The organism is Candidatus Riesia pediculischaeffi (genome assembly GCF_002073895.1).
Lineage (GTDB): Bacteria > Pseudomonadota > Gammaproteobacteria > Enterobacterales > Enterobacteriaceae > Riesia > Riesia pediculischaeffi.
On the sequence record NZ_CP012839.1, the window covers coordinates 8,168 to 21,152 of the forward strand.

Below are 12,985 nucleotides of genomic sequence, written 5' to 3' on the forward strand. Positions count from 1 at the left end.
AGCGTTGAACAAGAAATCGGAAGAACGACAGATCCAATTAGAATGTATATGAGAGAAATGGGGACAATAGGACTTCTAACAAGAGAAGGTGAGATTGATATCGCAAAAAGAATAGAAGATGGTCTCAATCAGGTTCAACATTCCATAGCAGAATATCCGAAATCCATTTGTTATATTTTGCAACAATATCTACGATTTGAATCCGGTGAAATACGTTTATCTGATATAATCGCAGGGATATCAGCAGAAGATGTTCGTTCTGATCCACATGAAGATAGCTTTTATTCAAAAAAGAGTCGAATTAATTTTATTTCAGATGATTTTTTATCAAACAGATACGAAAGAAAAAATATCAACAAAAACAACTTAGAAAAAAATAATATTATTGATGAAGACTGGAATAATATCGATTCGGAAACAGCTAGAAAAAAATTTTTAGAACTTCATAATCAATATGAAAAGGTGATGAGATCTATTCAAGAAAGAGGAAGAAAAAATTTCAGATCAATATCCAATATTCAGAAATTGTGTAATATTTTTAAACAATTTCGGTTGGTTCCTAAACAACTTGATTTTATTATATCAGATATAAGAAAAACTATAGATAAAATAAAATTACAGGAAAAAATAGTTATAGACCTTTCTTTTAAGGAATACAAACTCCAAAAAGGTAGTGTTTTGAAATTTTTTTCAAACCGATCGATGAGACATGATTTGAAACGATTCATAGAATATAATCAAAACAAAAAAGATCTAAAAATAGAGTTAAATTTTAAGATTATTCGAGCTCTAGAAAAGTTGGACGAAATCGAACGTAGAACGGGATTGAACATCAGTGAGATAAAAGAAATCAATCGCAAGATATCTGTAGGGGAAACAAAGGCAAGGATAGCTAAAAAAGAAATGGTAGAAGCGAATTTAAGATTGGTAATTTCGATAGCTAAAAAGTATACCAACCGTGGATTACAGTTTCTGGATCTCATTCAAGAAGGAAATATAGGACTTATGAAAGCTGTAGATAAGTTCGAATATAGAAGAGGATATAAATTTTCTACTTATGCAACATGGTGGATTAGACAAGCTATTACCAGATCCATAGCTGACCAAGCTAGAACGATTCGCATTCCAGTTCATATGATCGAAACGATCAATAAATTGAACCATATATCTAGACAGATACTTCAAGAAACGGGAAGGGAACCCTCTCCAGAAGAACTTTCAGAAAGAATGTTGATCCCTGAAGAAAAGATCAGAAAGGTCCTTAAAATAGCGAGAGAACCTATTTCAATGGAAACTCCAGTTGGAGATGATGAGGATAGCCATCTAGGAGATTTTATAGAAGATACAACATTAGAACTGCCTATAGAGTCGGCTACTTCAGAAAGCTTAAGATCTGCAACCAACGAGGTACTTTCCGGTCTAACTACAAGAGAAGCTAAAGTCCTTCGAATGAGATTTGGAATTGATATGCATACTGATCATACTTTAGAAGAAGTCGGAAGAAAGACAGTTTGATGTCACTAGAGAAAGGATCAGACAAATAGAAGCGAAAGCTTTAAGAAAATTGAGACATCCAAGTCGTTCAGAACTTTTGAGAAGTTTTTTAGACGAATAGTTTTTATAAAAATCATCGGCCCTTTAGCTCAGAAGGTTAGAGCAGACGACTCATAATCGTTTGGTCGCTGGTTCGAATCCAGCAAGGGCCACTTCTGAAATATACTATTAAAATCCTCAACAAGAAATATAAAAATAAACCATCATGGCAGACCATATATTGTTAAAAATTCAATCCAATCCAAACTGGATAGTCTGTTCTATATTTCTAATATCCTTAGGAAAATCCATAATCTTAATTTCAACTCTTCTTCCACCAGCCTATATCACGTTGTTAGCCTTAATCATCTTAGCTAATGAAAATCTTAACAACAACATCACGATATGGATCACGATAACAATCGGATCTTTTTTAGGTTCGATTATTTGCCATTTTTTTGGTTATATGATATGTTCATCGAGAACAAAAAAATTAAACTTCATATTTAAAAAATATGATATAAAAATCAGAAGAATAAAACTATTCCTAAAAGACCAAGGTAAGTTATTTTATATAATCTTTTTGTCAAGATTCGTAGCAGTGTTCAGATACCTGGTTCCATTCGTATCAGGTATGATGAACATTCAAAAAATACACAAAAACTTGTTCTTTTATTTCTTTTCCTCCTCAATATGGTCATTTTTTTTAATTATTACTTCAAACTTTATCGTAAATTTTACATCAATATAAAACCATGAACATAAACTGTATGATACGCACTAATTTTATGAAAACGAAAAATCACTAATTTTTAAAAATAAAGATTTTATATCGTTTAAAATTATCAATCTATTCTCCATGACTATATGATTTTTATCTATGATCATAACATGTTCAAAAAACCGATCTACAGGATCTACTAAATCGTACATTTTTACTATTGCTTCAAAGTATAGTCTTTTTCGACATAGTTCATTCACTTTTTTACTGACTAAATGAAATACTTTAACTAAATTTATCTCTTGCGGTGATTTAAGAAGTAAAAGGTCGATATCTTTTTTATGATCAAAAGTAAATTTATTAATAATTCTTAAAATTCTCTTGTTTATCCGTACGACATCAGATGATTTTCGATTCAACTTAAAAAGTCGCAAAGCTCTAATTTTTAAATCGAAATCTCGTATATCCTTGATAGAGTTCAAACAAATTGAATCAACCATTTTTATGTCATATCCGTTTTGTTGGTATAAATATCTGATCCTTTTTATAAAAAAACTATTTATATCCTCTAAAACTCCATCTACTCGAAAGAAATTATTATTTTTATATAGATCTAAGGACAACTTCACAGTTTCTAAAAGATCGATATTGTACCCTTTTTCAATTATTATTCTTAATACCGCAACAGACATACGACGCAAGAAAAATGGATCTTTTTTTCCATGATACCTCTTTCCAATTCCAAACATTCCTACTATAGAATCTATATTATCTGATATAGATAAAATATCTCCGATTTTAGAATTCGGTAATCGATCTTTTGAAAAACGTGGATAATACTGTTCTTCAATAGATTCTGAAACATCTTCGATCTCCGAATCTAGATGAGAATAACATTTCCCAACAATTCCTTGAATCTCTGGATAATACTTTACCATAGAAGTCGCTAAATCACATTTCGACAACAGACTTGCTCTTAAAAGCAACTCTTTCTGATTCATTTTTATTTCTCCAGATATCCATTTCGACAAAGATACTAATCTTTCTATTTTCTCATAAATAGTACCCAATCCTTCACAAAATGAGATTTTTTTCGTTTTAGGTAAATAACTTTTCAAACTGCATTTTCTATCTTCATTAAAGATAAATAAGATATCTTCTAAACGAGAATTAATGACCTTCTGATTATCGGAAATAATTTTATTTTTATTTTTCAAACTTGAAACATCACAAACAAAAATAAACTTTGTAGTTAATCTACCATATTTGTCATATATCAGAATGTACTTATGAACAGTTTGCACAATATGTAAAACAATGTCGCTTGGTAAAGATAAGAACTTTCTTTCAAAGCTAGCTTGTAATAAATTTGGCCACTCTACCATCGCTGTTATTTCATCTAATATTCTGTGAAATAATTTCACTGATCCCTGTAATTTTTCGATGAATATACCAATTTTTTTTCGGATAATAGATTTTCTCATCTTATAATCTGGAATGACATAACCAAATCTATGTAAAATATGAGGATACTGATGTGATGATCTTAGCAAAACATTTCTTTTCATCGAATATGAACGATTACCAAATATTTTTCTGTCAATATTGATTCCAAATATGGAAATTCCTTGACCTACTAGAAATTTTTCTAAAAGGATCGTTACACTTCTAATTGGACGAATAAAATGACTCTTTATATTCCCATTTTCCCATCTCATAAAACCAAAAGATGACAATCCTTTTAAAGAGAACTCTACCATTCTAATCAATGTAATGTTCAGATATTGTTGGACAAAGAGATATTCATCTTTTTTACGATCATGATGATCTTTATGAACTATTTTTTCAAAATCATTCAATCCTCTTCGAAAAGAACTTTTCTTTGAACAAACGTTTCCTTCTTTAACATCCTTTATAAGATGAATATTCCTTGTTTCGAAAGATAAATCAACTACTTTGATGGCTAATCTTCTTAAAGAAACATAACTGTATATTGTTTCAAATTTGAAGTAATTTTTTTTTAATCGATCTTCAAAATTTTTAGAAAATCTCTTTGATATCAAACAAAGATTTTTATATGGAAGATCTTCTGTTCCTATCTCAACTAGCAAAGTTTTTTTATGAAAAAATTTTTTGACACACATATTCATTTGTACGAATCTAAATAAACTTTAGCGATTTGTTTAATTAAACTGTATATCTTCGATATATATACTTTTCTCTCATGAACAGAAAAAATATTTCTTGCATCTAACAAATTAAAATAATGTATAGATTTTAGTAAATGTTCGTAAGACAGAACGGGTAATCTTTCTCCAAAAGAAAGCAAATTCATTGATTGTTCTCTATGATCTTTGAAACTTTTCAACAAAAAATCTACATCAGAATATTGAAAATTGTATTTAGACTGTTCTATCTCACTTCGATAAAACATATCTCCATATCTTATTCTTCCAAATTTACTATCTGCCCATATCAGATCAAATACATTATCTATATCTTGTACGTGCATAGAAAGTCTCTCTAGACCGTAAGTGATTTCTACTACGACCACTTCGCACTTCGCTCCACAAACTTTTTGGAAGTAAGTAAATTGTGTAATCTCCATTCCATTTAACCAAATTTCCCATCCAACTCCACTAGCTCCAAGGGTTTCATTCTCCCAGTTATCTTCTACAAATCTGATATCATTGTTTTTTAAATCAATACCTAATGAAGCTAAAGATTTTAAATAAATCTCCTGTATGTTAAATGGAGATGGTTTAAAAATTACTTGAAATTGATAATAGTGCTGAAGCCTATTTTTGCTATTTGCATATCTTCCATCTATTGGTCTTCTAGAAGGTTGCACATATGCAATAGCGATTGATTTTTTACCAATGGCGTATAAACATGTCATAGGATGAGAGGTAGCAGCTCCCACCTCTATATCAATCGGTTGAATTATTGCACATCCTTGTTTAATCCAGTAATCTTGCAAAATAAAAATAATTTCTTGAAATGTTATTTTCATGTCGATCATTTCATTTTATGTTTATATACGATCCATCACAGTCGATAACGACCTCTATTCATAGAGATATGTAGAATACAGTGTAATATTAAATATTAATATGCAAAATTAAAAAATTTCTTTAAATTCAATACTATTTTTTATAAAGTATTGTGAATAATTCTAATCTTACAAAATGTTAGATATAGACCATGCAAAATAAAGCTATTTAGCGGTACTTTAAATCAGAGATCCTATAAAATATTTAGACTTCAATTTTGTAAATGGACTGTAGACCATTCTATATCTTTCTTATCATCGAATCTATAAAAACATTATCAGAAACATGTTTCATTGAAAATAGTGAAGAAAAATATTTTTAAAATTTATTATGATTGTCATAAGATTTCTTAGAAGGAATTCGATACCTATATTTTAAAAATAAAATTTAATCTCTGAGTTATATTTATGCGATAATATTAAATTAAAATCTATATATTTTTAATACATCTATGAATATTTTATGAAAGTCCTTAGAAGATCTTCCAAAATTATCCAACTTTTATGATAGAAAAACTTGTTTGGTGGTTGTATGATCCTATCCTATGGATAGGATTGTTTAATTTAATCATTATCGAAATCGTTCTCGGTGTGGACAACTTAATTTTCATTACTATTCTATCTGAAAAACTATCTAATAAAAGAAATAATGCTGTAGCAGTTGGATTAATAAGTGCACTTTTGATTAGAATCTCCCTATTATTCAGTTTAAACTATCTGATTTCTTTAAATCAACCGAATATCATTATATTCGGATTTCTATTCAGTATAAAAGATTTTCTAATATTGTTTGGTGGATTATTTTTAATGTTTAAAGCTACTACAGAGCTACATGAAAGGATAGAAGGAAAAGATTTACAAGAAAAAGATCATCGAAACGATAAAAGAACTGCAAAATATTGGTATATCATAATTCAGATAATACTGCTAGATACTATATTCTCAGTAGATTCTATAATCACTGCCATCGGAATTATAGATCATATCCAAGTTGTTATAACTGCGATCATCATTTCCACCATTTTGATGATAATCGCAAGTAAACAATTGACTGGATTAATTCACAGTAATCCGACCATCGTAATACTTTGTTTAAGTTTTTTATTAATGATTGGTTTCAGCTTATTTTTAGAAGGGTTTGGTTGCTCAATACCGAAAGGATATCTATATTTTTCAGTAAGTTTTTCCATATTAATCGAAATTTTAAATCAATTCGCTATTTTAAATAGAAGAAAAATACTCAAAAATAGAAAGTTACTCAGGGCAAGAACGGTAGAAAATCACTTAAGAATTTTAGAAGGAAAACATGATTTAGCAATAGATTCACACGAAGAAACTTCAAATTTATCAAATGATACGAATAGTTCTTTCAATTGTCGAGAAAAACAGATGATAATTCGTTTCCTTAGATTCGCTCAAAGAAATGTAAATAGCGTAATGACATCCAAGAACGATATCAAATACGTGGACATCGATCAGACGAAAGAAGATATCTTAAAAGTGATAAAGAAGAATCGTCTAAACTACGTTGTCATAATCAACGCATCAATAAGCGATGAACCTATAGGAATTGCACATGTTTCCGACATATTAAAACAACAACTCAAGAATCAAACATTTGATCTAAGAAAATTAATAACGAAACCACTTATTCTTCCGAATAATTTATCTCTATTACAATCAATAGAACAGTTTCAACAATCTAAAGAACATTTCGCTTTTGTATCTGATAAATTCGGATCCATCAAAGGAACTATAACATTAATAGATGTAATGCGGACAATTTCAGGAAATATACAATTCGATCAGGGGGAAGAAGGATTCCAGATATAACGTTCAATATTTATACAACAATAGTTAAATACGATCTTAAACGTCATAACTACTTCAGATATCAAGGACTACATGAAAAATAGAAAGATTCTTGATAAGAAATGATAAAATGTTACATCGAAAAATCGAGCGGATACTCAAACCATTGGAAGTGATAAAAATAGGATTAAATATCCTCATAATAAAATCGTATAAATAATATAATAAAAAATCGTTATATTGCAGAAATTTATTTGATTAAATTCGATAGATTTAAAATAAACAAGATCATCCACTAATAAAAGAAATAGAAGGATGAAACTGATTATGATACTTCGATTCTTTTTTAGAATTATATGGTCGTAAAGAGGATTGAGAAATTTCTTCAAAGCTGATCTCGCAAATAACCATATTCGGCTTTAATAACAATGGAAATTTTCCTAAATTGACGATTTCAAGTACAATTTTTCCACTCCATCCGGGATCTATTCTATTTGAAGAAACATGAATCATTAACCCTAATCTTGCAAAGGATGACTTTCCATCTATCCAACCTACTACATTGCTCGGCAGGGAGAGGTGCTCATAGGTAATCGCCAATATTATCTCAGATGGGTTTAACAAGATATTTTCACAGTCTTTTAAAAGAACTCTCCTGCTAATCATATCTTCTAGAGAGTTGTTACTTATCTTTTTTGACAATTGACTAAGGTCTATATATGGAAAAATTTTTTTCTTTCTAAAAATTCTAACTTCATTACCTAAGTGAAAATCTACTGTCACTCCGCTGATTCTTTCTACTTTAGGATAGGGAGAAATACTTATTCTTCCAGATTTTAACTGATGAATGATATCTTTATCACATAATCGCATAAATCGCTCCTTCAAGTGAATGAAAACATGTTATATTTACATATCAACCATAAAATAAAAATATCATATATCCTATCATACATCTTAATCTTTTCCTTAAGCATATGGATGGTATCAAAGAAACTAAATTTCGTAAATCAAAAATTACTTCATTTCACAAGATTATATTTGAAATTTTTACTTTTCATGAGTGTTATATACGATGTTAAAATATTACACAGTTGTCAATTAACTAAATAAAAATAAAGAAATATGTTTCAACTAAAACAAAATGTTCAGATTAAACACAAATGTTTCAATTTAAGAAAATAACTGATATCATCTAGACATCCGTAAAACAATACTGAAATAACATAAATGTGTACAAAAAAAGTCATCTTAGTTACCTGTGCTTTTCCGTACTCTAACGGACCGATTCATTTAGGACACTTGTTAGAACATATCCAAGCGGATATATGGGTGAGATATAGAAAAATGCAAGGAGAGAATATCTTTTTTATATCTTCTGATGATTCTCATGGAGCACCGATCATGATAAGAGCTAAGAAATTAAAGATGGATCCAATAAAAATGATTCAAGAAATACACAAGGAACATAAAGAGGATTTTTCTAGATTCTCCATCGTACACGATTTTTATGATTCTACTCATCATTCAGAAAATAAGAAATTATCTCAGAAGTTATATCTATTATTAAAAAGAAATGGATACATAAAAAATAAAGTTATCTTTCAGTTATATGATGTTGAAAACAAACTTTTTCTTCCAGATCGATTCGTAAAAGGATCTTGTCCACAATGTAAATCTAAAGACCAATATGGAGATAACTGCGAAGTCTGTGGAGCGATCTATAATTCGATAGAACTTATCCAACCATATTCCATATTTTCTAAGTCTCCATTAAAAATCAAAAAAACTAAACACATGTTCTTTGATTTATCCTATTTTCAGAAAGATATACTTAATTGGATTAATAGGGTTCCAATTTCTAGATCTGTCAAAAAAAAATCTATAGAATGGATCTTACAAGGATTAAAAGATTGGGATATCACAAGAGATAATCCTTATTTTGGATTTAAAATTCCAGAAGAGAAAAAAAAATACTTTTATGTATGGTTAGATGCTACCGTCGGTTATATAGCAGCTTCCCAAAATCTCTTTAGAAAAAGGAAAATAGATTTCGAAAATTTTTGGAAAAAAGATTCAGAAGATCTTCTCTTTCAATTTATAGGAAAAGATATCATGTACTTTCATACTCTATTTTGGACAGCAATTTTAGAAGGAATAGAATATAGAAAGCCAAATAACATTTTTGTACATGGTCATCTAATAATCGATGGAAAGAAGATGTCCAAATCTAAAAAAAATTTTATTACAGCAAAATCTTACCTGAATAATTTTAATTCAGATCATCTGAGATATTATTACGCTTCTAAATTATCATCGAAATTAAACGATATAAATTTTAATCTATCAGATTTTGTAAATAAGATAAACAGCGAAATAGTCAATAAAATTGTGAATTTAGCTTCAAGAAACGCATCTTTTATAAAGAAACATTTTGACAACGAATTATCTGAACAATTAGATAGTTCAATCATATATCAAAAGTTTGTAATGGAATCTAAAAATATCAAGAAATTGTTCCTATCGCTAAACTTTTGTTCTGTTGTCAGGAGAGTATCTTTTCTTGCGGATGTAGCGAATAAGTACGTTGAATCTCGTTCTCCATGGAAGATCGATCATAAATTGGAGCATAGAAGATTGCATAAGATTTGTTCAACTGGGATAAACTTATTCAAAATATTAATGACATATTTATCTCCAATATTACCAAAATTAGCAGAAAAGTCTGCTAAATTTTTAAATTATCCATTTCATACTCGTTGGAACAGTATAGAATATCCATTGTTGAATCATAGAATTAACGATTTCGAACATCTCATCAAAAAAATTGAGAACAATAAGAGACTGTAGTTAAATTATTCAAATGTACAAATCTTTCCGATTTTCTTTAAATCATAAAAAACTTCGATAGTTTCATCATTTCATATCATCGATTGCTGTAACAAAATCGAAGAAAACGATCCTTAAGTAGATTATCTGAGACGAACGATCCACTTAACTCAGTCGTAACAACATCGCTCGATCTGTCTTGTGCATATCTTATTTTCATACAGTAATGAACCGCATTTATAAATACTGCAACATCTTCAGTTTTTAACAAATTTTTTAAAGAAATCGATATTTGTTTAGTCATCTTTTCTTGCAATTGAGGTCTTTTGGAAAAAAAATGTATTATTTGACTGATTTTAGACAATCCAACAATATACTTTTTCGGAATATATGCTACGGTAGAAGTTCCTTCTATTATCAACAAATGATGTTCACAGATGCTGATGAACTGAACATCTCTGATAATAATCATTTCGTTAAATTGTATTTTATTTTCCATTAGTTTGAATTTTGGAAAATCTCGATAATCTGATTTAAAAAACAGTTCTGAATATAACTTAGAAAGTTTCTTAAAAGATATACTAAAATTACTGTTAGATTGTATGTCTAATCCGCACAATTGCAGTTTTTTKCGAATTAGATTTACATCTTCGTTCAAAAAAGACATCTTTTTTTATACTCCTAATTGATCGATGAATTTTAATAAAAAAAGTTTTATGAATTTTTCACGGAAACCATAATTTTAAAGAGATACTCCTATCTTGTCCTAAGATAATAAGATCTTTACAAGATAGCTAAAATGTATATTTACAGAAAATTATCCTAAAAATGTTGATGTTATTGAAAGCTAAAAAAAATTTTTGTTAAATTCTTTATAAAAAGATTTTATCGATTTTGGAACCGCATCATCTCATGTAATGAGGATACCTATCGTTATCGATTTAATATAGACTGACATCTTTAAAAACTGTTCAATCATCTATATACTTTTAAAAATAAAATTAAACTCCACAGTTTCTCTAATCGAATTTACCGAATCAACTTTATACTTTTCAAAGTATTCATGTCTATTTCTAAAATTTATATCAAAAAAACATCTTTAAAAACAGTTAAACGATCTAGTTTCTAAAACAATTTTGAAGGAATTTATATGCTTTCCATCAGAAGTAATAATAAATGGCAATCTAGAATCTGTATAATATCATTAATTTCTGGAATGATATCCATACAAAGTGGTGCTTCCTTAGCAAAAAAACTGTTTCCAAGCATTGGGACATTTGGAGTGACGGCGTTACGACTATTCATTGCTTCCATAATATTATGTACATTTTTCAAACCTTGGAAAAAAAGATTCAAGAAGGAATCATTCATTCATCTCATAATATATGGGATCTCACTTGGATCAATGAACTCTTTGTTCTATCTCTCCTTGGACAGAATCCCTCTTGGAATAGCTGTGGCTTTAGAGTTTACCGGTCCTCTTTCCGTCGCATTTTACCTATCTAAAAAGATAATTGATTTCTTTTGGATCATAATGGTGATGATAGGATTGTTACTTCTTTTCCCGTTTTATAATAACAGTGAACTAGATCCGATTGGAATAATATATGCTCTACTAGCTGGAATATGCTGGAGTGCATATATCGTTTCTGGAAAAATAGCTGGAACAAAATACGGATCTTCAATTACAGTATCCCTAGGTTCATTAATCTCAACACTTATCTTCTTTCCTTTAGGAATAATTAAAGTTGGAGCACATGAACTTTTTAACTTTTCAATTTTACCAACTGCATGTGCTGTCTCCTTTTTATCGACAACATTTCCATATACCATAGAGATGTTCGCACTCACAAGAATGTCGACAAGAACGTTTGGAACTTTAATGAGTTTAGAACCAGCGATAGGAGCTTTAATCGGAAAAATTTTTCTTCACGAAAATTTAAGTTGTGTTCAATGGGTCGCCCTTCTCTTTATAATATTTGCCTCTATCGGATCAACGTTAGTTGGTACGAAAAGATAGAATTATAGAAATCTACCGAACAAACTATCAATCCGAAACTCATGAACTCCAAACAAAAATACTTCTAAAAATAAATAAAAAATTTACGATAGATTATTTACGTTCTCCATTAATCTGCAACAAAACAAGAAAAATGTTGATAAAATCTAAATATAACGTTAAAGCTCCAACAATGGAATGTTTCCTCATGACATCCTTACTGATCGAATTTTCACACGAAAATAAACTTGATCCCATCTCCTTTAACTTTTGACTATCGTACGCAGCCAAACCAGAAAAAGTAAGTATTCCCAAACATGTTATGAAGAAGTTTAATGTAGAACTTCCGNCAACATGTTAAGAAATGAAGCGGTGATAATTCCAACAATGGACATAAATAAAAAACTAGAAAATGCGCTCAAACTTGTTTTTGTCTTATATCCATAAACGGATAATGATCCAAACATGATTGAAGATATGAAAAATGTGGATACTATAGAAAAACTTGTATAGATAAACAGAGGTAAAGAAATTGTAATTCCAGTCAATAAGGAGTATAACATGAGCAAAGTAGTAACAGAATCTCCATCAATCTTACGTAATACAGATGATGTTAAGAAATTCACCAAAAATATCTCAACAAGAAAAACAACGAGGAGAACCCATCTATTCGTAGACATGAAAAAAATAATTTTTTCATTCCTGATCATATAAAATGAAACAAACGCTGTTAACAATAAAGATACAGACATCCATCCATAAACGTTCGCCATATAAAACTGCAACCTAGTTTTTTCTCTATGAAATAATGATTCACTTTGTCGATCAATTTGATTCACATATACCCCCATTTTCATTAGTTAAATGAAAAACAAATAAGAACTAAAAACCACTGATTATACCATATAAAAAAAAATGATAAACACAATACTACAGATACAAATCGATCAAATAGAATTTAATTTCTTATGAACACATCAAATATTCTTCTTCTTCAAAGGATGAATGTGTAAAAAAATAAATCTAATTTGGTAACATT

At 29.2% G+C, this 12,985-nt stretch carries 9 protein-coding genes, 1 tRNA gene and 1 pseudogene; 5 read left to right on the top strand and 6 right to left on the bottom strand.

Annotation, left to right across the window (positions count from 1 at the left end):
- Together rpoD and AOQ87_RS00090 are read left to right on the top strand one after the other, a co-directional pair.
- A pseudogene (gene rpoD / locus AOQ87_RS00085) lies at nt 1-1,615 on the top strand (RNA polymerase sigma factor RpoD); the annotation flags it as partial.
- 17 nt (nt 1,616-1,632) lie between these two features.
- A tRNA-Ile gene (locus AOQ87_RS00090) sits at nt 1,633-1,706 on the top strand.
- 613 nt (nt 1,707-2,319) lie between these two features.
- Here AOQ87_RS00090 and glyS read toward each other — a convergent pair.
- Together glyS and AOQ87_RS00105 are read right to left on the bottom strand one after the other, a co-directional pair.
- A complete protein-coding gene (glyS, locus tag AOQ87_RS00100) occupies nt 2,320-4,398 on the bottom strand; it encodes a glycine--tRNA ligase subunit beta (RefSeq protein WP_185751048.1) in 2,079 nt (692 codons plus the stop codon).
- A 2-nt stretch (nt 4,399-4,400) separates the two neighbouring features.
- The gene (locus tag AOQ87_RS00105) at nt 4,401-5,267 is read right to left on the bottom strand and encodes a glycine--tRNA ligase subunit alpha (protein WP_080626684.1); all 867 of its coding nucleotides are present in this window, start codon (nt 5,265-5,267) and stop codon (nt 4,401-4,403) included.
- Nucleotides 5,268-5,810: 543 nt separating this feature from the next.
- Here AOQ87_RS00105 and AOQ87_RS00110 point away from each other — a divergent pair.
- Nucleotides 5,811-7,139, top strand: a complete 1,329-nt coding sequence (locus tag AOQ87_RS00110) for a TerC family protein (RefSeq protein ID WP_052471814.1) — start codon at nt 5,811-5,813, stop codon at nt 7,137-7,139.
- A 267-nt stretch (nt 7,140-7,406) separates the two neighbouring features.
- Here AOQ87_RS00110 and dcd read toward each other — a convergent pair whose 3' ends face one another.
- Nucleotides 7,407-7,991 (bottom strand): dCTP deaminase, encoded by a 585-nt coding sequence (dcd, locus tag AOQ87_RS00115; protein ID WP_039719590.1) that lies wholly within the window; start codon nt 7,989-7,991, stop codon nt 7,407-7,409.
- Nucleotides 7,992-8,348: 357 nt separating this feature from the next.
- Here dcd and metG point away from each other — a divergent pair, with 357 nt between their 5' ends.
- Complete coding sequence (gene metG / locus AOQ87_RS00120) at nt 8,349-9,968, top strand: methionine--tRNA ligase (protein ID WP_052471813.1); 1,620 nt, start codon at nt 8,349-8,351, stop codon at nt 9,966-9,968.
- Between the two features lie 76 nt (nt 9,969-10,044).
- Here the strand turns inward: metG and AOQ87_RS00125 are convergent, their stop codons facing one another.
- Nucleotides 10,045-10,614: a GTP cyclohydrolase I gene (locus AOQ87_RS00125; RefSeq protein ID WP_080626426.1), complete on the bottom strand. Its 570-nt coding sequence runs from the start codon at nt 10,612-10,614 to the stop codon at nt 10,045-10,047.
- Between the two features lie 483 nt (nt 10,615-11,097).
- On the opposite strand from AOQ87_RS00125, the gene rhtA reads away from it, so the two are divergent.
- Nucleotides 11,098-11,967: a threonine/homoserine exporter RhtA gene (gene rhtA, locus AOQ87_RS00130; RefSeq protein ID WP_042524684.1), complete on the top strand. Its 870-nt coding sequence runs from the start codon at nt 11,098-11,100 to the stop codon at nt 11,965-11,967.
- Nucleotides 11,968-12,060: 93 nt separating this feature from the next.
- On the opposite strand, the gene AOQ87_RS02725 is transcribed toward rhtA, so the two are convergent.
- Nucleotides 12,061-12,261, bottom strand: a complete 201-nt coding sequence (locus tag AOQ87_RS02725; RefSeq protein WP_052471811.1) for a Bax inhibitor-1 family protein — start codon at nt 12,259-12,261, stop codon at nt 12,061-12,063.
- 17 nt (nt 12,262-12,278) lie between these two features.
- Nucleotides 12,279-12,803 (bottom strand): Bax inhibitor-1/YccA family protein, encoded by a 525-nt coding sequence (locus tag AOQ87_RS02730; protein WP_478209982.1) that lies wholly within the window; start codon nt 12,801-12,803, stop codon nt 12,279-12,281.
- Nucleotides 12,804-12,985 lie beyond the last annotated feature (182 nt).

Bases quoted from the DNA above. Each gene is read 5' to 3' on its own strand.
- glyS (WP_185751048.1), bottom strand. From the start codon at position 4,398: ATGTGTGTCAAAAAATTTTTTCATAAAAAAACTTTGCTAGTTGAGATA.
- AOQ87_RS00105 (WP_080626684.1), bottom strand. From the start codon at position 5,267: ATGAAAATAACATTTCAAGAAATTATTTTTATTTTGCAAGATTACTGG.
- AOQ87_RS00110 (WP_052471814.1), top strand. From the start codon at position 5,811: ATGATAGAAAAACTTGTTTGGTGGTTGTATGATCCTATCCTATGGATA.
- dcd (WP_039719590.1), bottom strand. From the start codon at position 7,991: ATGCGATTATGTGATAAAGATATCATTCATCAGTTAAAATCTGGAAGA.
- metG (WP_052471813.1), top strand. From the start codon at position 8,349: ATGTGTACAAAAAAAGTCATCTTAGTTACCTGTGCTTTTCCGTACTCT.
- rhtA (WP_042524684.1), top strand. From the start codon at position 11,098: ATGCTTTCCATCAGAAGTAATAATAAATGGCAATCTAGAATCTGTATA.